Source organism: Salinicola sp. RZ23 (genome assembly GCF_003206675.1).
GTDB lineage: Bacteria > Pseudomonadota > Gammaproteobacteria > Pseudomonadales > Halomonadaceae > Salinicola > Salinicola endophyticus.
This window is the reverse complement of the sequence record NZ_PZJK01000011.1, coordinates 23,259-47,143: the sequence shown is the minus strand read 5'-3', so window position 1 is coordinate 47,143 and position 23,885 is coordinate 23,259. Positions and strand designations below refer to the sequence as shown.

21 protein-coding genes are annotated in these 23,885 nt (G+C 66.4%); 7 read left to right on the top strand and 14 right to left on the bottom strand.

All coding sequences use genetic code 11. The features are described from left to right. The first annotated feature begins 18 nt into the window (after positions 1-18). Entirely contained in the window at positions 19-1,059 is a 1,041-nt protein-coding gene (locus DOM67_RS11565) for an LLM class flavin-dependent oxidoreductase (protein WP_110676008.1), read from the top strand. 236 nt (positions 1,060-1,295) lie between these two features. Beyond that, positions 1,296-1,526, top strand: coding sequence for a hypothetical protein (locus tag DOM67_RS11560; RefSeq protein ID WP_110676006.1), 231 nt, complete (start codon positions 1,296-1,298; stop codon positions 1,524-1,526). A gap of 222 nt (positions 1,527-1,748) precedes the next feature. Here the strand turns inward: DOM67_RS11560 and DOM67_RS11555 are convergent, their stop codons facing one another. Both DOM67_RS11555 and DOM67_RS11550 read right to left on the bottom strand, forming a co-directional pair. After that, on the bottom strand, positions 1,749-2,384 hold the full coding sequence (locus DOM67_RS11555) for a peroxiredoxin (protein WP_110676004.1): 636 nt from the start codon (positions 2,382-2,384) through the stop codon (positions 1,749-1,751). Between the two features lie 213 nt (positions 2,385-2,597). Further along, positions 2,598-3,665, bottom strand: a complete 1,068-nt coding sequence (locus DOM67_RS11550) for an aldo/keto reductase (RefSeq protein WP_110676002.1) — start codon at positions 3,663-3,665, stop codon at positions 2,598-2,600. Positions 3,666-3,867: 202 nt separating this feature from the next. Between DOM67_RS11550 and DOM67_RS11545 the strand changes: the two genes are divergently transcribed. Further along, entirely contained in the window at positions 3,868-4,854 is a 987-nt protein-coding gene (locus DOM67_RS11545; RefSeq protein ID WP_232825229.1) for an AraC family transcriptional regulator, read from the top strand. Here DOM67_RS11545 and DOM67_RS11540 read toward each other — a convergent pair. Next, positions 4,824-5,306 carry a C40 family peptidase gene (locus DOM67_RS11540; protein ID WP_232825228.1) on the bottom strand — a complete coding sequence of 161 codons (483 nt, stop codon included), beginning with the start codon at positions 5,304-5,306 and terminating at the stop codon, positions 4,824-4,826. The two genes, DOM67_RS11545 and DOM67_RS11540, sit on opposite strands and share 31 nt — an antisense overlap. A gap of 321 nt (positions 5,307-5,627) precedes the next feature. Between DOM67_RS11540 and gloA the strand changes: the two genes are divergently transcribed. The 3 genes from gloA (at position 5,628) to DOM67_RS11525 (ending at position 9,867) form a co-directional block, all read left to right on the top strand. Next, complete coding sequence (gene gloA / locus DOM67_RS11535; protein ID WP_110675996.1) at positions 5,628-6,158, top strand: lactoylglutathione lyase; 531 nt, start codon at positions 5,628-5,630, stop codon at positions 6,156-6,158. Positions 6,159-6,439: 281 nt separating this feature from the next. Beyond that, positions 6,440-8,095, top strand: a complete 1,656-nt coding sequence (locus DOM67_RS11530) for a glucan biosynthesis protein D (RefSeq protein WP_110675994.1) — start codon at positions 6,440-6,442, stop codon at positions 8,093-8,095. A 413-nt stretch (positions 8,096-8,508) separates the two neighbouring features. Further along, complete coding sequence (locus DOM67_RS11525) at positions 8,509-9,867, top strand: Na+/H+ antiporter family protein (RefSeq protein WP_110675993.1); 1,359 nt, start codon at positions 8,509-8,511, stop codon at positions 9,865-9,867. Positions 9,868-9,913: 46 nt separating this feature from the next. Here DOM67_RS11525 and DOM67_RS11520 read toward each other — a convergent pair whose 3' ends face one another. Further along, the gene (locus DOM67_RS11520; RefSeq protein WP_110675991.1) at positions 9,914-10,825 is read right to left on the bottom strand and encodes a polysaccharide deacetylase family protein; all 912 of its coding nucleotides are present in this window, start codon (positions 10,823-10,825) and stop codon (positions 9,914-9,916) included. Positions 10,826-10,998: 173 nt separating this feature from the next. On the opposite strand from DOM67_RS11520, the gene DOM67_RS11515 reads away from it, so the two are divergent. Continuing rightward, complete coding sequence (locus DOM67_RS11515) at positions 10,999-12,165, top strand: M42 family metallopeptidase (RefSeq protein ID WP_198651796.1); 1,167 nt, start codon at positions 10,999-11,001, stop codon at positions 12,163-12,165. 56 nt (positions 12,166-12,221) lie between these two features. On the opposite strand, the gene DOM67_RS11510 is transcribed toward DOM67_RS11515, so the two are convergent. The 10 genes from DOM67_RS11510 to katG all read right to left on the bottom strand — a co-directional run bounded on the left by DOM67_RS11510 (position 12,222) and on the right by katG (position 23,677). Next, positions 12,222-13,166 carry an efflux RND transporter periplasmic adaptor subunit gene (locus DOM67_RS11510; RefSeq protein ID WP_110675989.1) on the bottom strand — a complete coding sequence of 315 codons (945 nt, stop codon included), beginning with the start codon at positions 13,164-13,166 and terminating at the stop codon, positions 12,222-12,224. A gap of 136 nt (positions 13,167-13,302) precedes the next feature. Further along, complete coding sequence (locus tag DOM67_RS11505; RefSeq protein ID WP_110675987.1) at positions 13,303-13,518, bottom strand: DUF1656 domain-containing protein; 216 nt, start codon at positions 13,516-13,518, stop codon at positions 13,303-13,305. Next, complete coding sequence (locus DOM67_RS11500; RefSeq protein ID WP_110675984.1) at positions 13,508-15,916, bottom strand: FUSC family protein; 2,409 nt, start codon at positions 15,914-15,916, stop codon at positions 13,508-13,510. The genes DOM67_RS11505 and DOM67_RS11500 overlap by 11 nt, the downstream gene beginning before the upstream one ends. 249 nt (positions 15,917-16,165) lie before the next feature. After that, the gene (locus DOM67_RS11495) at positions 16,166-16,795 is read right to left on the bottom strand and encodes an OmpW family outer membrane protein (protein WP_110675983.1); all 630 of its coding nucleotides are present in this window, start codon (positions 16,793-16,795) and stop codon (positions 16,166-16,168) included. 150 nt (positions 16,796-16,945) lie between these two features. Next, complete coding sequence (locus tag DOM67_RS11490) at positions 16,946-18,193, bottom strand: crosslink repair DNA glycosylase YcaQ family protein (protein WP_198651795.1); 1,248 nt, start codon at positions 18,191-18,193, stop codon at positions 16,946-16,948. Positions 18,194-18,263: 70 nt separating this feature from the next. Beyond that, positions 18,264-19,331, bottom strand: a complete 1,068-nt coding sequence (locus DOM67_RS11485) for a metal ABC transporter substrate-binding protein (protein WP_110675981.1) — start codon at positions 19,329-19,331, stop codon at positions 18,264-18,266. A 111-nt stretch (positions 19,332-19,442) separates the two neighbouring features. Next, positions 19,443-20,327 (bottom strand): metal ABC transporter permease, encoded by an 885-nt coding sequence (locus tag DOM67_RS11480; RefSeq protein ID WP_106419258.1) that lies wholly within the window; start codon positions 20,325-20,327, stop codon positions 19,443-19,445. Continuing rightward, positions 20,324-21,040 (bottom strand): metal ABC transporter ATP-binding protein, encoded by a 717-nt coding sequence (locus DOM67_RS11475; RefSeq protein WP_110675978.1) that lies wholly within the window; start codon positions 21,038-21,040, stop codon positions 20,324-20,326. The genes DOM67_RS11480 and DOM67_RS11475 overlap by 4 nt, the downstream gene beginning before the upstream one ends. 2 nt (positions 21,041-21,042) lie before the next feature. Then, complete coding sequence (locus tag DOM67_RS20000; RefSeq protein WP_198651794.1) at positions 21,043-21,189, bottom strand: hypothetical protein; 147 nt, start codon at positions 21,187-21,189, stop codon at positions 21,043-21,045. A 199-nt stretch (positions 21,190-21,388) separates the two neighbouring features. Beyond that, positions 21,389-23,677 (bottom strand): catalase/peroxidase HPI, encoded by a 2,289-nt coding sequence (gene katG / locus DOM67_RS11470; RefSeq protein WP_110675976.1) that lies wholly within the window; start codon positions 23,675-23,677, stop codon positions 21,389-21,391. Between the last annotated feature and the right edge of the window lie 208 nt (positions 23,678-23,885).

Genomic DNA, 23,885 nt, shown 5'->3' with positions numbered 1-23,885 from the left:
TTCACCTTGGAGGCAATGATGAAGTTCTCTCTCTTTCTGCACATGGAACGCTATCAGGACAAAGAGTACCGGCAGCTGTTCGAGGAGCTGTGCGAACTGGCCCAGATCGCCGAGCAGGGCGGTTTCGACAAGATCTGGATCGGTGAACATCACGGCATGCAGTACACGGCGTCGCCCAGTCCGAGCCAGCAACTGGCCTACCTGGCGTCCAAGACGTCGCGGATCCGGCTGGGCGCCGGCACCTACATCGCGCCGTTCTGGGATCCGCTGCGCCTGGCCGGCGAAGCCGCCATGCTCGATGTGATCAGCAACGGCCGTCTCGAGTTCGGGATCGCGCGCGGTGCCTACCAGTACGAGTTCGACCGCCTGGTGCCCGGCATGAAGGCCTCGGAGGGCGGTGCCGCGCTACGTGAGATGGTGCCGGCGATCAAGGCGTTGTGGCAGGGCGACTACGCCCATGAGGGCGAGGTCTACCAGTTTCCTACCAGTACCTGCGTGCCCAAGCCCCAGCAGTCGATGCCACCGATGTGGATCGCGGCGCGCGATCCCAGCTCGCACGAGTTTGCGGTCGCCAATGGCTGCAATGTCATGGTCACGGCGCTGATGAAGGGGGACGAGGAGGTGGCCGACCTGGCGGACAAGTTCGCTACTGCCTGCGCCAAGCATCCTGAGGTGCCGCGGCCTGAGCTGATGCTGCTGCGCCACACCTATGTCCACGAGGAAGACGATCCGGAGGGCTGGAAGGTCGGTGCCGAAGGGCTCAACCGCTTTTATCGCCACTTCCTTGGCTGGTTCAAGAACGAGTCGCCGGTGACCGATGGCTACATGCCCCCGGTCAGCCCCGAGAGCGTGGCCGACAACCCTGAATTCACCCTTGAGAGCCTGCATCGCAACATGATGGTGGGGACGCCGGACGCCTTGACCGAGCGCTTGCGCTATTACGAGTCCCTGGGCATTACCGAGTACAGCTACTGGACCGACAATACCCTGTCGTTCGAGGAGAAGAAGCGCTCGCTGGAACGCTTCATTCGCGACGTGATGCCGCGCTTCGCGGCCTAGCGGGCCAGCGCCCGGGCTCGGTTGCACGGGCGCGGGGTGTCGTGGCCGCCGATGGGCCGCGACACCCGCTCTCGATCTGATCACGCGGCTGGTGCAGGAGGGCGGCTCGTCGGGGGCGTTCGAGCTCATCGATGGCCCGCATACCGATTATCGATGCCTTCAATTTTCCGTCACACTTTCGTGATTATATCCTTGCTGCCAATCCCCCCAGTACCTCTCTTGCAAGGAGACGCAGCGTGAAAATCTCAGGGCGCATCAAGGCGTTGATCATCATGGCCGTGGCTATCTACGTGGTTGCCCACGTAGTGCGTGTCATGGTGATGATGCTGGCGCGCCCGGCCATGCTGCGTCTGCCGGCCCGCGAGGCGCGGCCGCGCCCGGCCATGCTGCGTCTGCCGGCCCGCGAGGCGCGGCCGCGCCTGACCAGCGCCGAGCGCAAGGCCCTGAAGTCTTGCTCACGTTGCTGAAGCCGTTCTGCTCGCACTGTTGAAGATATGGCGTTGATCGCTCTGCGCTCGCCGACTTTTTGATCATTCGCCGAGTGCTGGCTGGCGCTCGCTGCGGGCGCTGGCCAGCAAGGCGGAATCGGAAGGCGAAACCGGCAGGTGAAACAGCGAGATAAAAAAATGCCCGCACTCATGGAGCGCGGGCATTTTTCTGTGGCTTGTTGGTGCGCCTGGGCAGCCGGTTTACTTGTTGGGCTGCTTGGTCACGCGCAGGTAGGGCTTCTTCTCGTCCCAGCCGTTGGGGAACAGCTCCTTGGCTTTCTCGTTGTCGATCGACGGCACGATGATGACGTCGTCGCCATCCTGCCAGTTGACCGGGGTGGCGACCTTGTAGCCGTCGGTCAGCTGCAGGCTGTCGAGTACGCGCAGGATCTCGGAGAAGTTACGTCCGGTGCTGGGCGGATAGGTGATGGTCAGGCGCACTTTCTTGGCCGGATCGATGATGAATACCGAACGCACGGTGTTGGTGCCGCTGGCGTTGGGGTGGATCATGCCGTAGGCCTCGCTCACCGAGCGGTCGGCATCCGCCAACAGCGGGAAGTTGAGGCCGCAGCCCTGGGTTTCCTCGATGTCGCCGACCCAGCGCTGGTGGTCGTCCAGCGGGTCGACCGAGAGACCGATCGCTTTGGTGTTGCGGCGCTCGAACTCCGGCTTGAGGCGCGAGACCTCGCCGAGTTCGGTGGTGCACACCGGCGTGAAGTCGGCCGGGTGGGAGAACAGGATGACCCAGCTGTCGCCGGCCCACTGGTGGAACGAGATCGGCCCTTCGGTGCTCTCCTGGGTGAAGTCCGGGGCGGTATCGCCGAGCTGTAACGCCATGACACTCTCCTGTTTGCCTGTTGACCTGGGGTGGCCGTGAAGCCGGAATCGGACGCTCATCATGACGCAGCGCCGAGAAGGTGTGAAACAACCGCTGGCGCTAACGACATGCCCGACATCCCGGGCGGCGGCGCCGGCCCGGGATGTCGTTCTCTATATGAAGTGGTAGCGCTGTCGGTGTTTCTCAAGCCCCTGGCCGGATTCTGCGTGGCATCAGCGCTTGTGCGCCTGGCGCAGCTGCTCGCGGCGGTAGTCGCCCTGGCGTTCGAGCATCCAGCCGGGGTACTCGGCGGGCAGGGCACTGACCTGATCGAGCCGCGCCAGCTCGTCGTCGCTCAGCGTGACCTGGGTCGAGGCGATGTTGTCGTCGAGCTGATCGAGCCGCTTGGCGCCGACGATCACGCTGGTCACACGCGGCTGGTGCAGTAGCCAGGCCAGGGCGATCTGGGCCACCGAGACGCCCTTGGCGTCGGCGATCTCGCGCATGGTGTCGATGCAGTCGAAGCCGCGTTCGCGGTCGACCGGCGGGAAGTCGAAGGTGGTACGGCGGTTGCCGGCCTGGGCCTCGCCGTCGCGTGAGTACTTGCCGCTGAGCAGGCCGCCCGCCAGCGGGCTCCACACCATCAGCCCCAGATCCTCGCTCTCGAGCATGGGGATCAGCTCGCGCTCCAGGTCGCGTCCGGCCACGGTGTAGTAGGCCTGCAGCGATTCGAAGCGGTGCCAGCCGTTGCGCTGGGCGATCCCCAGCGCCTTCATGATCTGCCACGCGGCCCAGTTGGAGACGCCGACGTAGCGCACGTGCCCATGCTCGACCAGCGTGTGCAGGGCGCGCACGGTCTCCTCGATCGGCGTGGCGGGATCGAAGCCATGGATCTGGTAGAGGTCGATATGGTCGAGCTGCAGCCGTTTCAGGCTCGCCTTGACTCCCTCCATGATGTGGTAGCGCGAGGCGCCGCGGTTGTTGACCCCGGTCGAGCGGTAGGGGTCGTCGGTGCCGGTGGGGCCGAACACCTTGGTCGCGACCACCACATCGTCACGCGCCACGCCGAGGTTCTTGAGCGCCTGGCCGGTGATCACCTCCGACTGCCCCTGGGAGTAGACATCGGCGGTATCGATGAAGTTGATGCCGGCGTCGAGCGCGCGACCGACCAGCTTGTCCGCGTCCGCCTGCTGTAGATCGCCGATCTGGCGCCACATGTCACCGTCGCCGCCGAAGGTCATGGTGCCGAGACAGAGTTCGGAGACGAACAGGCCGGTATTGCCGAGCTTGCTGTAACGCATGGGGAGAGCTCCTGACACGAGAATGAAGGGCGCGACGTCGAGCGTCGCCGCTGCCACCCCAGTATGGTCAAGCCCGGGCGCGGAGACTGGCTCGATCCGGTCGGATATTTGCTCAAAACTCTTTGTCGTCTTGATGGCCGCCACACCGGCTTTCGGCTTGGCGTAAGCTGTCCCTGGCGCGACAGAACAGGAGGGGAGAGCCGTGCGGCTTTATCGGATGGGAGAGATGGCGATGTCGGCACGCCAGGAGACGGCTGCTGCGAACGCCCAGGCGCTGCGCCAGGAGCTGATCGAGTTGCTCGATCGTCTGACCCGTGGGCGCCAGGGCAAGTTGCCCACGGCGATCCCCGGGCTCGGCATCAATCGGTTCGATGCGCCGCAGCCGCCGCGCCACGTCATTCACGACCCGGTCTTCAGCGTGATCGCCCAGGGCGCCAAGCAGCTGGCGGTGGGGGAGACGCTGTTCGAGTACGACCCCATGCACAGCCTGCTCGCCGCGGTCGATATGCCGGTGCTGGCCGAAGTCACCCAGGCCAGCCGCGAACGCCCCTATCTGGGGCTGCGCCTGGATCTGGATCTCGAGTGCATCGGTGAGCTGCTGCGCGATCCCGGGCTACCCGCCATCGCCACCGGCGAGACTGCGGGCGGGCTCAGCGTGAGCGACCTGGAAACACCGCTGCTGGAGGCCTGCGTGCGCCTGCTGCGGCTGCTCGAGACGCCAGCGGACATCGCCGTCCTGGCACCGATGCTGCGGCGGGAGATCTTCTATCGCCTGCTGCGCGGTGAGCAGGGCGCACGACTGGCGCAGATCGCCAGCCAGGAGAGCCACGCTCACCGGGTGGCAGCGGCGGTGCGGCGGCTGCGCGAGCGTTACGCCGAGCCATTGACGATCACCGAGCTGGCCGCCGGCGTGCACATGAGCGTGTCCGCCTTCCATCATCACTTCAAGGCGGTCACGGCGATGAGCCCGCTGCAGTATCAGAAGCGGCTGCGGCTGCAGGAGGCGAGGCGATTGCTGCTGGGCGAGGGGCTGGAGGTGACGCTGGCGGCGCAGCGCGTGGGCTATGCCAGCCTGTCCCAGTTCAGCCGCGAGTATCGACGCTGCTTTGGACTGTCGGCGCAGCAGGACCGCCAGCGCTGGCGTCGCGGTGAGCGGAGTCAGTCGGTCGGGGCCGCTGCCCCCAGGTAGTGCTTGCGCCAGTAGCGCACGTCCAGCGACGAGACCGTCACCGTGCGGCCGCTGCCGGGGGCGTGGATCATCTGGCGGTGGCCCATGTAGATGCCGACATGGGTGGCGCGGTTGCCGCCGCCGAAGAACAGTAGATCGCCGGGGCGGGCGACGTCGATCTCGGGCAGGGCGTGGTACTGCTGGTTGGCGGTGCGTGGCAGCTGTACGCCGATCTTGGCGTAGGCCATCTGCACCAGCCCCGAGCAGTCGTAGCCGGCGGGGGTGCTGCCACCCCAGCGGTAGGGCGTGCCGAGGGCATTCTTGGCTGCCGCCATGACCAGGATGCGCGAGATCGAAAGGTTGTCGCCGTCGATCGCCGGGCCGCTGTCGCGGGTGACGATCGCCTTCTGGGTGCTGCAGCCGGCAGCGAGTAGCAGCAGAGTGCAGAGCAGTAGCCAGCCTAAGGTTCGCACAGGGGCCTTGATGGATGTGCCACTCGGGGTTGTCGCAGAACAGCGTGTCGCGGGTGTCGCCATGCCTACTCGTCTCGCGCCGGTTTGTCAGGAGTGTAGAGCAGGCCGCGGGCAGGCAACAGCGCGTTGCCCCTGCCCGGTTGAGACGCGGGGGTACGCTCCCCATCTCTCTACGACAGGCCTGCAAGGCTATAGGTTTTCAAGGCTATAGGTTTCAAAACTATAGGTTTTCAAGCACCAGATGCTGTCGTCGCGAACGGCATTCAGCCCGGTCGCGCCGCGCATGCATCATTATCGATCATACACAGCAGGAGAGTGCCCATGAGTATCGCCGAAGACCAGGTGCCGGGCGTCGAGCCCGCCACTGCCGAGAGTCAGGGTTTCGTGTTCAACCACACCATGCTGCGGGCCAAGGACCCCAAGGTCTCGCTGGCGTTCTACACCCGGGTGTTCGGCATGCGCCTGCTGCGCAAGCTCGACTTCCCGGAGATGCAGTTCACGCTCTACTTTCTCGGTCACGCCGAGGCGGGAGAGGTCCCGGAGGATGATGCCGAGCGCACCGCCTATACCTTCTCGCAGAAGGGCGTACTCGAACTGACTCACAACTGGGGCAGCGAGAACGACCCCGAGCTCAGCTATCACGACGGTAACGCCGAGCCCCAGGGCTTCGGTCATATCTGCTTCGCGGTGCCGGATCTGGCCGCCGCCGAGCGCTGGTTCGACGCCAACGATGTCGAATTCAAGAAGCGCGCCAACGAAGGCAAGATGCCCAACGTGGTGTTCGTCAAGGACCCGGACGGCTACTGGATCGAGGTGGTACAGCCCGCGCTCTCCGCCGGCCTCGGCGACTGAGCCGCGCGTGGCCGTGGCACTGGCTGGCGTCGCCCCGACGCCGGCCAGCCCCGATCTGTCGACCTTTCCGGCGTTACCCCGTCTACCCTTCGTTATTCGCCACGTGCTCACGGTAGCCGTCGATTCCGCTCCCTCGACCGGCCATCGACGGGAACCCATCTGCCCGACCAGCGTCTTATCATGGGATTTTATCGATGCAGCCCGGCGCGCGACGATCGGGTATGCTGCCAATCGTTGGTCCACCGAGGTCGGACTCGAGACGCAAAAAGGATGGGGTGTTCATGGATCGTAGAAGTGTACTGAAAAGTGCCATTGCGCTGGCGGCCTGGTATGGCGTGCCTTCGGCGCCACTGTTCGCAGCGGCAAAGGCATCCAGCGGTATCGCCGACGGCAAGTCGCAGGCATTCAGTTTCGACTGGCTCAAGCAGTACGCCGGTTCGCTGGCGGCGAAGCCCTACCAGAGCACGGTCGAGAAGTTGCCGCCGACGCTGGCCAACCTCACGCCGCAGCAGTACAACGCCATCGGCTACGATCCGGCCCACTCGCTGTGGCACGACATGAAGGGCCCGCTGGATATCCAGTTCTTCCATGTCGGCATGGCCTTCAATCAGCCGGTGCGGATGTACTCGATCGACCCGGAGACGCAGCAGGCCAAGGAGATCCACTTCCGCCCGGAGCTGTTCGACTACAGCAAGGCGGACGTCGATGTCTCCCAGCTCGAGGGCCAGGGCGATCTCGGCTTCGCCGGCTTCCGCGTGTTCAAGGCGCCGTCGCTGACCCAGCGCGACATCGTCTCCTTCCTGGGCGCCAGCTACTTCCGCGCGGTCGACGACACCTATCAGTACGGCCTGTCGGCACGCGGCGTGGCGGTCAACACCTATACCGACGGTAAGCGCGAGGAGTTCCCCGCCTTCACCCGCTTCTGGTTCGAGACGCCGAAGCCGGGCAGCACCACCTTCACCGCCTATGCGCTGCTCGATTCACCGAGCCTCGCCGGCGCCTATCGCTTCATCATCCACTGCGAAGAGACCCGCGTGGTGATGGAGATCGACAACCATCTCTACCCGCGTGAGACGATCGCCCAGCTCGGCATTTCGCCGATGACCAGCATGTTCAGCTGCGGTACCCAGCAGCGTGACATGTGCCTGACCTTCCACCCGCAGATCCACGACTCCGACCGCCTGTCGATGTGGCGCGGCAACGGCGAGTGGGTGTGCCGGCCGCTCAACAACCCGCCGCGGCTGCAGTTCAACACCTTCGACGACGACAGCCCCAAGGGCTTCGGGCTGTTGCAGACGGATCACGACTTCGAGAGCTACGAAGATATCGTCGGCAACTACCACGCGCGTCCGAGCCTGTGGGTCGAGCCCAAGGGTAACTGGGGCAAGGGCGAGATCCAGATGCTGGAGATCCCCACCACCGGCGAGACCATGGACAACGTGGTGGCGTTCTGGAAGCCGGCCAAGCCGGTGAAACCCGGCGAGACCTTCAGCTACGGCTACAAGCTCTACTGGAGCGCGCTGCCGCCGGTGCAGAGCGACCTGGCCCGGGTGCGCAAGACCTTCACTGGCATCGGTGGTTTCCCCGAAGGGTGGGCGCCGGGCGAGCACTACCCCAAGGTGTGGGCGCAGCGTATCGCGGTCGACTTCGTCGGCGGCGAGCTCAAGCACTTCTACGACGACGGGATTCCGGTACACGCCCAGCTCGACGTGCCCGATGGCAAGGTCGAGCAGGTCGAGATCCTGTGGGTGGAGGAGGTCAACGCCTTCCGCATCCAGTTCGACTGGTATCCGACCAGCGACTCCACGGATCCGATCAATATGCGCCTGACCCTCAACGCCGATGGCAAGACGGTCAGCGAGACCTGGCTCTATCAGTACTTCCCGCCGGCACCGGAGGATCGCAAGTACCCGGCGCACCCCAACGAGGCGAGCTGAGCGACGCCTCGGGCGGCTGATATCAGCCTGTGACATCCAGAAGGGCGGCCCGGTGGGGCCGCCCTTCTGGTTTCCAGGGGCTGGCGTCGTCTAGGGGATGGCGTCCAGGGGCTGGTGCGTGCCGTACGGTGCGAGGCGTGCAGGCCGCAGGCATTGGATTGGGCATATTGCGACGATCCTCCTGGTTTCTGAGTGTCTGTGATCGTTTTCGCCACCATTCGCGCCTGTTCGCCATCTAGGTGGGTCGAGTGACCGCTGCCAATCCGATGTGACCCGAGGCCTGGAGGCGTCGGCAGAGGAGGAAAATCGTGGCTTCCCCTGGCGTTCGCGGCCTGTAGCGATATCATCGGCGGCTTCGCGCGTAGGGTCGGCCGTTGGCGCCGGCGTCATGAAGCAGAGAGTCGAGGCGACGCATGAATGCAGTGGTTCTGGCCATCCTGGTGATGGTCACGTTGAGTCTGGCCCGGGTATCGGTGGTCTTCGCGCTGATCGTGGCGGCGCTGGTCGGTGGCTTGTATGCCGGCCTGCCGCTGGCGACGATCCTCACCGCGTTCAACGACGGGCTGGGCGGTGGCGCCACGGTGGCGCTCTCCTACGCGGTGCTGGGGGCTTTTGCCGTGGCGCTGTCGCGCTCCGGTATCACCCAGTGGCTATCCCACCGGGCGGTGGGCAAGCTGGCGCTGGATGGCAGCGGGCCGTCGCGGCGCAGCGTGATCCTGGGTCTGCTGGGCTGTCTGCTGCTGGCGGCGATCAGTTCGCAGAACCTGATCCCGGTGCATATCGCCTTCATCCCCATCCTGGTGCCGCCGCTGCTGGGGCTGATGAATCGGCTCAAGCTGGACCGCCGCGCAGTGGCCTGCGTGATCACCTTCGGTATCACCGCGCCCTACATGCTGCTGCCGGTGGGGTTCGGGGCGATCTTCCTCAACGACATCCTGCTCAGCAACGTCAACGCCAGCGGCGCCGCCTACGGGCTGCAGGTGCAGGCATCGCAGGTGCCACTGGCCATGGCGATTCCCATTGGCGGCATGGCGTTGGGGCTGCTCACCGCGGTGTTCTTCAGCTATCGCGGCCAGCGCCACTACGAGGATCTGCCCTATGTCGGCGAGAGCCCGGCCGATGAGCACGATCCGGCGGCCAGCGCCGGTGGACTGGCGCTATGGCAGAAACTGCTGCTGCTCGTGTCGCTGGCGGGCACGGTGCTGGTGCAGCTCTACACCGATTCGATGGTGCTGGGCGGGCTGTTCGGTTTCGCCGTGCTCTCGTTCACCGGGGTCTTCCGCTGGCACGAGCAGGACAGCGTCTTCACCGAAGGCATGCGCATGATGGCGCTGGTCGGCTTCATCATGATCGCCGCTGCCGGCTTCGCCAGCGTGATGCAGGCGACCGGCGCGGTCGACAGCCTGGTCGGCAGCTCCACCGCGCTGATCGGTGACCACAAGGGGCTGGCGGCGCTGATCATGCTGCTGGTGGGGCTGTTCATCACCATGGGGATCGGCTCGTCGTTCTCGACCATCCCGATCATCGCCTCGCTCTATGTACCGCTGGCGCTCAACTTCGGCTTCTCGCCGCTGGCCACGATCGCCCTGGTGGGCACCGCGGCGGCGCTGGGCGACGCCGGCTCGCCGGCCTCCGACTCGACCCTGGGGCCGACCGCGGGGCTCAATGCCGACGGCCAGCACGACCACATCTGGGACAGCGTGGTGCCCACCTTCCTGCACTACAACGTGCCGCTGCTGGTCTTCGGCTGGATCGCCGCGATGACGCTCTGAGCGCCGCCGAGGCTCATCCGGCGCTCATGCGGGGCACACCCGGCGTTCACTCAGGAGCAGGGGCGGCCGCCTCTGCCTGCACCTGACGGGCGATGGCCCCGGGGGTGGTCCACCATACCCCTTCGGCCTCGCGGTAGCCGGCCAGCTCGGTGAGCACCTCGCGCAGCTGGCGCAGGCGGAACGGCTGGCCCACCAGCCAGGGGTGCAGGGCGATCCCCATCACCAGTCGCTGCTGCTGCGACTGCGCCAGCAGCTCCAGGAACTGATCGCGGATCATGGTGCAGAACTCCTGCATGCTCACCCGGTGGGTGGAGATGGTGGGAATGTCGTTGACCTCCTGCGGGTAGGGGATCGACCACAGCGTGCAGGCGGTGGTGCGCATGGCGGTCGGGCGGTCGTCATGGGCCCAGTTGAGAAGGTAGTCGAAGCCCGCCTCGGCGAGCAGGTCGGGCGTACGCTCGCTCTCCGAGATCCAGGGTGAGAGCCAACCGCTCGGCGCCTGGCCCAGGTGGGTCGCCAGACGCTCACGGCAGGCGACGATCAGGCGGCGCTCGGCGGCTTCATCGAGCTGGCCCTGACGCTCGGCGTTGGTGTGGCCATGGGCGATGATCTCGTCGCCCCGCGCGGCGAACGCCTCGAGCAGCTCGGGGCAGTGGTCGAGCAGCGCGGTATTGGCGATCACCCCTGCCGGCAGATTCAACGATTCGAACAGTGCCAGACAGCGCCAGGCGCCGACTCGGTTGCCATAGTCACGCCAGGCGTAGTTGAGCACGTCCGGCTCGCCCTCGGGGGCCGGTGGGGCGATGCCCACGCCGCGCCCCTCGCCGAAGGCGTAGTGCTCCAGGTTGAAGCCGAGATAGACCGCCAGGCGGGTCTCGCCGGGCCAGTGGGCGGGATCGTGGTCGGTGATCGGGCGGTAGGGAAAGCGGCCGTGGTGGCGCAGAAGGGGTTGAGACATCCTGTCGGTTCCTGTCCGTCATGGGGCGCTGGCGCGGCGGGGGAGCGCCGGGGCCAGCGGATCTCCCCAGCGTAGCTTGCGCGTTGCGCTGGCGCTGCCCATTCGCGGCGCGGCACTGCTAAGCTGGACGAGGAATCCTCCTCTTCACGACAGACACCAGTCAGGAAGGTGGTATGAGCAAGAGCACTAGTTCCAGCAAGAACGCTAGTTCCAGCAAGAACACCAAGGCCAAGACGCCGAAACGCACGCGCAGCGGCGGCAAGCCGCTCGACGATCAGGCGATGGCGTTCCTGGAGCGCTATCTCAACAACGCATCCCCCACCGGCTACGAGTGGGAGGGCCAGAAGCTGTGGATGGAGTATCTGCGCCCCTACGTGGATGAGTTCATCACCGACACCTATGGCACTGCGGTGGGCGTGATCAACCCCGACGCCGAGTACAAGGTGGTGATCGAGGGGCACGCCGACGAGATCTCCTGGTACGTCAACTACATCACCGACAACGGCCTGATCTACGTCATCCGCAACGGCGGCAGCGACCATCAGATCGCCCCCTCCAAGCGGGTCAATATCCACACCGACAACGGCATCGTGCCCGGCGTCTTCGGCTGGCCGGCGATCCATACCCGTCGCCAGGGGCCGCAGGAGAAGCCGCCGGAGCTGGACAACATCTTCATCGATGTCGGTGCCAGCACCAAGGACGAGGTCGAGGCGCTGGGCGTGCATGTCGGTTGCGTGATCACCTACCCGGACGAGTTCTTCGTGCTCAATGGCGACAAGTTCGTCTGCCGCGCGATCGACAACCGCATCGGCGGCTTCATGATCGCGGAAGTGGCGCGGCTGCTGAAGGCGCGCAAGCAGAAGCTCGATGTCGGCCTCTATATCGTCAACGCGGTGCAGGAGGAAGTGGGGCTGCGCGGGGCGGAGATGATCGCCGAGCGGTTGAAGCCGAACGTGGCGATCGTCACCGACGTCAGCCACGACACCTCGACGCCGATGATCGAACCCAAGCGCGAGGGCGCCAACAAGATCGGCGACGGCCCGGTGATCTGCTACGCCCCGGCGATCCAGAACAAGCTGCGCGAGCGCCTGATCCAGGTCGCCAACGCGCAGAAGATCCCGTTCCAGCGTCTGCCGCGTTCGCGGGCCACCGGCACCGACACCGATGCCTTCGCCTACTCCAACTCGGGGGTGGCCTCGGCGCTGATCTCGCTGCCGCTGCGCTATATGCACACCACCGTGGAGATGGTCCACAAGCAGGACGTCGAGCATGTGATCGAGCTGATCTACCACACGCTGCTCGACATCAAGCCCGGCGAGACCTTCAGCTACTTCGAGTGATGGCCGGCGCCTGACGCCTCCCGACCCGCGCCGGCGTTATCGCCGGCGCGCGGTTCTCACACGCTGATCAGATTTTCCCACCACCGCTTCACCGACACCCACCAGTCTGGCTGCGTCTCGTGCTCGGCGCGATCGCCGCCGAGATAGATGGTGGCGGTGAGTCCGGCGGAGAGCTTGGTCCCCGGCGGAATGTCGTCGAGGGCGATACGCACCGGAATGCGCTGCGACAGCCGCACCCAGTCGAAGGAGGCGTTGACCGAGGCCAGCCCGCCGTTCTGGTTGCTCAGGCTGCTGTCGCTGATGCCGCGGGCGAAGCTGTCGACGTGGCCCCAGATCGGGCGACCGTTGGCCAGCAGCTGGACCCGCGCCGGCTCGCCGATCTCGATGCTGTCGAGCTTGGTCTCCTCGAAGTAGCCCAGGGCGTAGAAGCTATTGGCATCGACCAGGGTGAGGGTGTCGGCCCCCACACCGACATACTGCCCCGGACGCAGCAGCAGATTGGTGACATAGCCATCCACCGGGGCGCGCACCGTCGCTCGCTCCAGATCGAGTTCGGCCTTGGCCACCTCGACCTTGGCCTGTTCGACCGCGGCCTGGGCGGTCGACAGGGCGAAGCGGGCGTTGTCCTTGTCCTCCTGGGAGACGTAGTTCTTCAACTGCTGGCGCCGGCCGCTGGCGGCCTGGGCCTCGTCGCGCTGCTGCTGCAGGCGGTTCAGGTTGGCACGGGCATCGTCGAGGGCCAGCTGATAGCGGCGCTTGTCGATGGTGAAGAGCACGTCGCCCTTGGCCACTCGCTGGTTGTCGTGGACCTCGAGATCGTCGACCAGCCCCGCCACGTCGGTGCCGAGATGGATGACGTCGGCACGGATACGTCCGTCCCGGGTCCACGGGTCGTGCATGTAGTGGTTCCAGATCTCGGCCACGGCGACCAGGGCCGCCGCCACCAGGATCAGCGTCAGGGTCAGGCGGATCGCCCGGCGGAGTCGGTGGGTCATGGTCATGGTGTCTCTTGTCTCGGTCTCGGGCAGCCTGGCGTTGTCGATCAGGCGTTGTCGATCAGGTCTTGTCGATCAGATGTTGTCGATCGGATCTAGCGGTATCCCTGCCGGCAGCGGCGGGCGACCGGCGCCAGCACGATCATGGGGCGATCGGCAGTGCGCCGCTGAGCGCGAGCACCGCCCACAGTAGCAGGGCGAAGATCGCGATATCGGCCAGCACCGGCTGCCATAGCCAGTGATAGAGCCGCCAGCGCACGAACAGCCGCCGGATCAGCAGATAGAGCGCCAGCGCCAGCAGGACCGGCAGCGCCAGCGGAGGCAGCAGAAAGCCGAGAAACGACCACTCAGCGAACATGTGGATCTTCTCCCGTATCGGGCTCGTCCGAGCCGCTATCTGTCTCGTTCGTGCCCGTGTCTGGCGCATCCGGGCCGGTATTTGTCTCGTTCACGTCCGAGTCTGGCTCATCCGGGCCGCTATCTGTCTCGTTCACCCCCGTGTCCGGCGCATCCGGGCCGCTATCCGTTTCGTTCACGTTCGTGTCTGGCGCATCCGGGCCGCTATCCGTCTCGTTCGCGCCCGTCTCTGGCTCATCCGAGCCGGTATCCGTCTCGTTCACGTCCGCGTCCGGCTGGCTCGGCTCGGGCGCGGCCGTCGCGCCCGGCGTGGCGGTGGGCGCTGCCATGACTGCCTCTGCCTTGTTGGCGTCCTGCGGCGCCGGGGCCGTGGTGTCGCCCTGTTCCAGTGTGACACCGGGGGCCGCGCGCATCAGGTGCCCGAGCATGGCGATCTCGCCGATGCTGGCGATGGGCAGGCGGGTCTCGTGGTAGAGCCGCTCGACCCAGGCGATCGCCTCGTCGGCGAGCTGGCGCCAGACCGCCGGGTCGTGGCGCTGGCGCGCCAGCAGGCGCGTGCCGATGCCTGCCAGCCACGCCTCGATCGCCTCGCGGTGCACGCCCAGCTCCGGGCCCAGGCGGCGAATGCGCCACACGCACAGGGCCAGGGCGTGGAGGTCGATCGCCTCGCGCAGGGCGGTATCGCTGCCACCCAGCGCCACCAAGCGGCCGAGGCGGTCGTAGAGGCGGCTCTCCAGGCGCGCGCGGCTGGGCTGGCTGCGCTCGCCGAGCAGCCGCGCCAGCCCCTGCCAGTAGGCCGACATCAGGGTGCGAATCCGCTCGTGCGGCGAGCGCTGACGCATCACCGAGTAGGTGATCATCGCCACCAGCGTGCCGATGATCGAGGCCACACCGCCGTTGATATAGCGTGCCGGGGCGAAGGTGTAGGTCGAGTTGAGATTGAGCAGGGTCATCATGGTGATCGCGCCGGCCAGACCCATCGCCGACCAGCGCGGGTGCGGCGTCAGCAGGGTGCCGATGGTCACCGGTACCGCCACTGCCAGGGCCAGCAGCGGGAAGCCGTTGATCACCGGCAGCACCAGGAACAGCAGCACGCCGCCCAGTATCACCGCCGCCAGCGATCCCCAGAGAAACTGATAGACCACCGCCGCGGGGTTGGGCGCCTTGGCGAACAGCATGGTGAAGACCCCCAGCAGCATCATCGCCAGATAGCCCGAGTGCCAGCCGCTGTGGATCCAGTAAAGCCCCAGCAGCTCGAAGGCGATGAATACACGCAGGGCGTTGTAGCGTGCCACGAAGTGCTCGTTGTGGGTGGTGCGCGAGCGGCGCTTTCGCGGCAATGTCTCGATCCGCGCCGAATCGGGGGCGGCCAGGGCGTGGCGCAGGCGCTGGCCGTGGTGGAGCAGGTCGAGCACCCCGCCCAGGCGCTGGCGCACCAGCTCGGCGCGGGTACGGCTGCGCGGCGAGACCTGATCGGGGTCCCAGTCGAACGCGTCCAGTACCACCGGCTCATCCGGCGCGGCGGCGGGCTCGGCGGCGATGCGCTCGAGCACCGGCAGGGCCTGGTCGAGCAGCGGCGCCAGCCAGCGCTGGCCATCGTCGCAGGCGCGCAGGTAGTCCAGGGCGGTCTCCAGCTCGCGGATCGCGGTGATCAGCGCCAGGCTGTCACTGGCGAAACGGTCCAGGGCCGGGATGAAGTGGCTCAGCCGCCGGGTCTCCAGGCGGGTCAGCCCGCGCAGCTTCTGGAACTGCTGGTAGTGGCCCAGCAGGCGCTTGAACTGGCTGTCGCGCAGCGCCCGCGAGCGTGGCTGTGCCAGCGCGGCGAGGGTGTCGCGGGCGCCTTCGGCGAGAAACTCGGAGAGCGTCTGCGGCAGCGCGCGGCTGCCGAAGCGGGGCGCAATGGCGATATGCATCAGCAGCGCACAGCCGATGCCCAGGGCGGTCTCGCTGAAGCGCGCCTGGGCCACGTGCCACACCTGATCGACCCCGGTGCCGATGGCGGTCAGCGAGACCAGGGTCGCTGTATAGCCGCTGAGCATCATCACGTAGCCGAGATACTCGTCCTGCTCGAGCATCACCCAGTACATGCAGAAGGCCAGCCAGCCGCCGGCAAACAGCAGATAGAGCATCGGCTGCTGGCCGAACAGCGAGATCAGCACCAGCCCGACGATGGCGCCGAACAGGGTGCCGAACAGCCGCGCCACGCCGCGCCCGATGATGATGCCGATGGGCGGTGTGCCGCCGGTGAACATGACCGGCTGCAGGGTCACGATCATCACCGCCAGGATGGACCAGGCGGGCTGATAGAGATCCAGGCGCATGGCCAGGAACAGTGCCAGCCAGACGGCGAGCAAGGTCCTCAGGGCGAGCAGCCAGTGATCGGCGGGAATGCGTGTCATAAAAGAACCAGAGCCCGGACGTGTGCACACGCCCGGGCCAGTCGTCGATGTCTCGAAAAAGACGCGAAAAAGTGAACTAACAGTTAGTCTGCGAAGTATCACATCGACTACGACGTTTGTCTAGCGCCGGCCAGCGGATTGGGTCAGACGAAAAAAAGGCCACCGCACGGGTGGCCAAGGAGAGAGTGGGAGCTCCCTGAGAAGATCGAGTCGCCGGCCCTGCCGGCCGGCGGCTTTAAACGTGGTTACCTAGAAGCGGTAGCCGAGGCCCGCCATCACCACCCAGGGGTCGATATGCAGGGTGGTGTCGTAGGACTGCCCGCCCACCTTGGCAGTGGCATCGGAGTCGATATCGAGATACCAGGCAGCGGCGTTGAGCGACCAGTGATCGTCGATCAGCAGATCGACCCCCAACTGACCGGCGGCGCCCCAGGAGTCGTCCAGGTCGAGACTGGCGCCGGGTACGTCGATCTTTTCATCGGAAAAGTGGGTGTAGTTGAGACCCGCGCCGACATAGGGCTGGACCCAGGCATCGGTGCCGCCGAGCGGGTAGTACTGCAGCGTCAGGGTCGGCGGCAGGTGCTTGATCGAGGCGCCGTCGTTGCCGTTCAGATTGATGTCGTGCTTGAACGGTGCCGCTGCCAGCAGTTCCACCCCGAATTTGTCGTGAAAGCGGTAGCCCAGTGTGAAGGCGAAGTTGCTCTTGTCCTGGACGTCGACATCGATACCGAGGTCATCGAAGCGGCCGTTGTCGTCCTTGGGCGAGACCTTGGCCACCCCGAAGTGGGTGAACCAGTCGCCGGCGCCATAGGCGAGGGCGGTGCTGCTCGGCAGTGCGGTAGCCACGGCGACGGCAGCGAGACAGAGATGACGAGTCATTACGTTCATTAGCGTTCCCTTGTGCGATCCACAAGCACAGGTTACGCGGTAAAAACCTTATGGATAATGTGGTTATTTGTCGCAAAAGCAAACTTAGGCTGCGTACCGATCCTGGTTTTGACGCAACGCCGTCTCATCCCAGACGCTGTCTCATCCCAGATGGTGGGCGAGCCACTGCCCCGGCGGTCGGGCATCGTGCAGCTGCAGGCTCAGCCCGAGCCACGCCGCCAGGCGCTCGAGTTCGCCCGACAGCGCGCCCAGGGCGTCGGCGTCCAGCGTGGCCCCCGGCTCCGGGTGCAGCGCCAGCACGGCGAGCTGGCCCTCGCCGCGGCGCGCGCGCAGATCGAGTCGGGCGATCAGGCGCTCGCGATAGAGGAAGGGCATGACGTAGTAGCCGTAGCGCCGCTGCGCCGGCGGCACGTAGAACTCCAGCCGGTAGTGGAAATCGAACAGCCGCTCGGTGCGCTCACGCGCCCAGATCAGCGAGTCGAACGGAGACAGCAGCGCCGCGGCTTCGATCCGGCGCGGCACCCGCGGCGTACCGCAGACGAAGGCGGTATGACGCCAGCCGTGCACCGCTACCGGGGTCAGGGTGGCATCCTCCACCAGCGTCGCCAGCGCCGCGCGGCTATCCTCGGGCGCCAAGCGGTAGTAGTCGCGCAGGTCGCGTTCGGTGGCGACTCCGAGCGCCTGTGCGGCGTGGCGCAGCAGCTCGCGGTGTGCCTCCAGCAGGGTCGGCTCGGGGCGCGCGAGCACAGCGGCGGGGATCACCCGCTCGGGCAGATCGTAGAGGCGCTCGAAGCCGCGACGGCTGGCCACGGTCACCTCGCCGGCGGCGAACAGCCACTCCAGCGCCTGCTTCTCGTCGCTCCAGTCCCACCAGGCGCCGGCCGGCCCGTCGCGGGTGCTGAGTTCGCCGGCGCCGAGCGGGCCCTGGGCGGCGACCCGCGCCAGCACCTGGTCGATCAACGGGCGCTGCTCGCGTCCGAAGCGTGCCAGATGCTTGTAGATGCCCTGACCGCGGCGCGCCCGATGCATGCGCCAGCGCAGCGCCGGGTAGCTTGGGAGTGGCAGCAGCGAGGCTTCGTGCCCCCAGTACTCGAACAGGCTGCGCTGGCGATTTCGGCCCCAGGCGAGCTCGTCGAGCAGCGCCCTGGGGTAGGCGCCGAGACGCGCAAAGAGCGGCAGGTAGTGCGAGCGGGCGAGGGCGTTGACCGAGTCGATCTGGAGCACGCCGAGTCGGTTCAGCAGCCGGCGAAGATGGCCGCGGTCGATCGCTGTGGTGGGGGCGGCACCGAAACCCTGGGCGCGCAGCGTCAGACGGCGGGCCTGAGCCGGTGTCAGCGTATCCTGGGTGGGGGGTATAGCGGCGGGCATGGCGGCTCGCGTCGGCGACATATGGCGATCAGTCTCGTCGACGCGAGTGTGAAAGGCCAGCGACGCGCGCCGCCGGCCTGCCGAGGTCGAGTCAGTGACCGCCCTCCAGGGCGTCCACCAGGGTATCCACGTTGTGGCGGAACATGCCCAGGTAGGTGCTGCCTTCACCCTTCGGCGTCAGGGCGTCGGCGTAGAGGGTGCCGCCGATGGCGATACCGGTCTCCTGATGCAGCTGCTGCACCAGCGCCGGATTGCTCATGTTCTCCAGGAACAGCGCCTTGGCGTGGTTGTGCTCGATCTGCTGGATCAGTTCGGCCATGTCGCTGGCGCTGGGTTCGGCCAGGGTGTTGAGCCCTACCGGCGCGAGCAGCTTGAGGCCGTAGGCGTGAGCGAAGTAGCCGAAGGCGTCGTGGCTGGTGATGATCAGCCGATCGGCTTCGGGAATCTTGGCCAGACGCTCGCGGGTTTCGGTATCGAGCACCTTCATCTGCTCGATATAGCGTTCGGCGTTACGGCGGTAGTCGTCGGCGTGGCTGGGGTCGACCTTGATCAGACCGTCGCGGATATTGCGCGCGTACTGTTCGCCGTTGCGCAGATCCTGCCAGGCATGGGGGTCGAGATTACCGTGGTGGTGATGTCCGGCTTCGGCGTGATCGTGATCGGTATCGCCATGGTCGTGGTCATGGTCGGCATCGCCGTGGTCATGGTCATGCTCGTGGTCGCCGTGGTCGTGGTCGGCGTCGCCATGGTCGTGATCGGCGTCATGATCCGCGACTTCCTCGTCGTGGTGGCCGTCGAACGCCAGCGGTTGGATGCCGCGGCTCGCCACCACCACATCGCCCTGATAGCCGCTGGCCTCGATCAGGCGGTCGATCCAGCCCTCGAACTGCAGGCCGTTGACCACCACCAGATCGGCCTTGGCCAGCGACTGGGCATCGGAGGGCTTGGGCGAGAAGGCGTGGGCATCGCCGTTGGGACCGACCAGCGAGGTTACCGCGACATGGTCACCGCCGATGGTCGAGACCATGTCGTCGAGGATGCTGAAACTGGTGACCACGTCGAGCGGCTCGTCGGCGTGGGCCGGGCCGAGCAGGGCAAGACCCAGGGTGCCGGCGATCAGCCCCTGGCGCAGGGCGGCTGAGAGTGAGAGACGGGACATCGCGACTTCCTCCTTCTTTGTTTTCGTGACGAGTGTGGGTGTGACGAAGCGTGTGACGTGACGACCCCGGGCGCTGATGCCTGCCCGGGCAAGATGGCCAGACGAGATGGCTCAGCCATGCGCATCCGGCGGCAGAATCGGCTGCACCCGGCGGCGCCAGCGCGCGAAGACGCTGTGGTAGCGGCCGAACAGCGCGGAGAGCAGATAGATCGCCCCCGCCAGCAGAATGATGCAGGGCCCGGAGGGCAGGCCGGCGTGATACGACAGCAGCAGCCCGCCGACGCTGGAGAGCATCCCGATCGCGATGGCCAGCCCCATCAGCCCCTCGAGGCGCGTCGACCAGAAGCGCGCCGCGGTGGCCGGCAGCATCATCAGCCCCACCGCCATCAGCGTGCCCAGGGTCTGGAAGCCGGCGGTGAGATTGAGCACCATCAGCCCCAGGAAGAGCCCGTGCACCGCGCCGCCGCGAATCCCCTGGCCGCGCAGGAACAGCGGGTCGAGACACTCCACCACCAGGATGCGGAAGATCGCCGCGAGCACCACCAGGGTGACGCTGGAGACACCCACGATCAGCCATAGCGCGGTGGTGTCGACGGCCAGGATCGAGCCGAACAGCACATGGGTGAGGTCGACGCTTGAGCCGCGCAGCGAGATCAGCATCACCCCGGCGGCCAGTGAGATCAGATAGAAGCTGGCGATCGCCGAATCCTCGCGGTGCCCGGTCAGGCGCGAGACGCTGCCGGCCAGCCCGGCCACCAGCAGCCCGGCGGCCAACCCGCCCAGGCTCATCGCGGGTAGCGAGAAGCCGGCGAGGAGGAAGCCGACCGCCACCCCGGGCAGCACCGCGTGGGCCATGGCGTCACCGACCAGGCTCATGCCACGCAGGGTGAGGAAAACGCCCAGCGGCGGGGCCACCAGCGACAGCGCCAGCCCGGCCACCAGGGCACGGCGCATGAAGCCGAAGTCGAGCAGCGGAGAGATCAGCCAGTCGATCATGACGTCGGCCCCTGAGTCGTCGCGGTAGCCGTCATGGGCTGGCCGCTGGGCGCCCAGGTCATGGTCTGTGGCGTGTACCAGTGGCCGTGGCCGCGGTCGAGGTGGAGCACCCGGTCGGCCAGTCGGCGTAACTGGTCGTGGTCGTGCAGCACGATGATCACCGACACGCCCTCGGCGGCCATGTCTCGCAGCGTCTGGATCAGCAGCTCGACGGTCGCCGCGTCGACGTTGGCGAAGGGCTCGTCGAGCAGCAGCAACCGGGCTTCCTGCATCAGCGTGCGGCCGAGCAGGGCGCGCTGGCGCTGGCCGCCGGAGAGCTCGCCCAGCGGTCGGTGCTCCAACGCCTGCAGCCCCAGGCGCTGCATCACCGCCTGGCCGCGGCGATACTCCGCTGGGCCGTAGCGGCGGAAGCTGCCGTGGGTGGGCCAGCAGCCGCTCATCACCAGCTCTTCGACGCTCATGGGGAAGGAGAGGTCCAGGGCCAGCTGCTGTGGCAGCCAGGCGCGGCGGGCGTGGGGCACCTGACACAGCACGCGACCGCGCAGCGGCCGCAGCACGCCCATGATGCCCTGTACCAGGGTGCTCTTGCCGGCGCCGTTGGGGCCGACCAGGGCGGTGATACTGCCGGCTTCGAATTCGCCGCTGAGATCCTCCAGCACCAGGCGATTGCCCTGGGCCAGCGACAGCGATTCAAGGGTCAGAATGGCGGCCATGCTCAGCCCTGCATCCCGACAGACCAGGCCGCGACCAGCCACAGCAGGGCCAGCGGCAGTAGGGTCAGCAGCATGCGACGCCCGGCGCCAAGCGACATCAGCGAAAAGTGACAGGGCCCATCCGGGCGGTGGCGGTGACGATGCGACATGGAACGACCTCTTGGATAGGTCGTGAAGGTTATAATATAACAAAATTGCTGCCAAGGAGAATCACGGCACAGTGACGACCTTGGCAGGCAGAAAAACGACTCGGCGCCCCCTGGAGGGCGCCGAGTCGTCGATGGTTTGAGCTTGCGAGACGGTATGCGCAGCGATCCGGCGGGTAACGTCGGATCGCTGCTGCGCGCCTCAAACGTCGAAGCGGTCGTGCATCATCACCTTGTGCCACGCCTTGGCGAAGTCCTTGACCAACTTCTCGTGGCCACCCTTCTGGGCGTAGAACTCGGCCAGCTGGCGCAGCTGGGCGTTGGCACCGAAGATCAGATCGCAGCGGGTCGCCTTGAACTTGGTCTCGCCGGAGTGGCGGTCGTCGAGGGTGAACGTCAGCCCTTCGTCATCCACTTTCTTCCACTCGAAGTCGGGTGAAGTCAGGTTGACGAAGAAGTCGTTGGTCAGCACGCCCGGACGGTCGGTGAACACGCCGTGCTCCCGGTAGGCGCCCTTGGCGTTGACGTCGAGCACCCGCAGGCCTCCGACCAGTGCAGTCCACTCCGGCGCGGAGAGACCCAGCAGGGCCGCGCGGTCGAGGAAGATCTGCTCCGGCGAGACGTGGTAGCGGATGTCGTCGCGATGGAAGTTGCGGAAGCCATCGGAGACCGGCTCGAGCCAGCGGAAGGTCTGCTCGTCGGTCTGTTCGGCGGTGGCGTCGTTACGTCCCGGGGTGAACGGCACCTCGAGGGTGACGCCGGCATCCTGGGCCGCTTTCTCCACCGCGGCACAGCCACCGAGCACGATCAGGTCGGCCAGCGAGACCTTCTTGTTGCCGCTCTGGGCGCCGTCGAAGTCACGCTTGATGCCTTCCAGCACGCCGAGCACGTGAGCCAGGTCGTCGGGGTTGTTGACCGGCCAATCCTTCATCGGCGCGAGGCGGATACGCGCACCATCGGCGCCGCCGCGCTTGTCGGAGGTGCGGAAGGTGGAGGCGGCGCCCCAGGCGACGGCGGCGAGCTGGGAGACGCTGACGTCGGCACCCAGGATCTTGGCCTTGAGTTCGGCGATGTCACGGCTATCGACCAGTTCGAAGTCGACCGCAGGGATCGGGTCCTGCCAGATCAGATCTTCCTGCGGCACTTCCGGGCCGAGATAGCGCGCCTTGGGGCCCATGTCGCGGTGGGTCAGCTTGTACCAGGCGCGGGCGAAGGCGTCGGTGAAGTAGTCGAAGTCGTCGAGGAATTTCTCGCAGATCTTGCGGTAGGCCGGGTCGACCTTGAGCGCGATGTCGGAGGTCATCATCATCAGCGGATGATCGACGCCTTCGAGGTGGGCGTCCGGGGTGCGCGGGGCGTTCTTGTCCACCGGGGTCCACTGCAGCGCGCCGGCGGGGCTGCGGGTCTGCTCCCACTCGAACTTGAACAGGTTCTCGAGGTAGCTGTTGTCCCACTGGGTCGGGTTCTGGGTCCACGAGCCCTCGATCCCGTTGGTCATGGTGTCTTCGGCGTTACCCTTGCCGCGCGGGTTGTGCCAGCCCAGCCCCTGGGACTCCATCGGCGCGCCTTCCGGGGCGAAGCCGATCTGGTCCGGCGGGGTCATGCCGTGGGACTTGCCGAAGGCGTGGCCGCCGGCGATCAGCGCCACGGTCTCCTCGTCGTTCATCGCCATCCGACCGAAGGTGATGCGAATATCGGCGGCGGAGTCCTCGGGGATGCCCTTCTTGGCCGAGCCTTCCGGGTCGACGTAGATCAGGTTGGAGTTGGAGGCGGCCAGCGGCGCTTCGAGATCGTAGTCGTCGTCACCCGCTTCACCGGTCCAGCGCAGGTCGCGGTTGACCATCTGATCCGGGTGGCCTTCGAACGGGCCGCGCGGGGCGTCCTCGATCTTCTTGCCGTACCACGCCTCCGGTCCCCAGTAGGTCAGGGTGTCCGGCTCCCAGGCGTCGATGCGCCCACCGGCAAAGCCGTAGGTGGGGAAGCCCATCACTTCCAGCGAGCAGTTGCCGGTGAGCACGATCAGATCGGCCCAGGAGAGCGCGGCGCCATACTTCTGCTTGATCGGCCACAGCAGCCGCCGCGACTTGTCGATATTGCCGTTGTCCCACCAGCTGTTGATCGGGGCGAAACGCTGCATCGCTTCGCCGGCGCCGCCGCGGCCATCGGCGATACGGTAGGTACCGGCGGAGTGCCACGCCATGCGGATCATCTGCGGGCCGTAGTTGCCGTAGTCCGACGGCCACCAGTCGACCGAGGAGGTGAGCAGCGCCTTGATGTCCTGCTTGACCTCTGCCAGGTCGAGCTCGCTGAAGGCCTTGGCGTAGTCGAAGTCAGGATCTTCGGGATTGGCCAGGGGCGCGTTCTGATGCAGCAGCTCGACCTTGAGGCGATTGGGCCACCACTGATTGGTGGTCGGTTCGGAACCGGCAACGCCGCCCACCGAGTCGCCGGCAAAAGGGCACTTGCCGCCGATCTTGATCTCTTCACTCATGCTGTCCGTCCTTAAACGCTACTGTGTCGACTTCCGATATCTTTCAGGCACCGCGATGACGACGCGGCGAGACGATATCGCAATGCGTCGGAGCGGCACTGCGCCCGGCCGCTCGCGTCTCGGCGTCGTCGCCGAATCTTCAGCATAGGTAAACTTTGGGACCAGCGTGTGACGGTGGCGATAGTTTCTGACTACCAGCTCGTTTGGC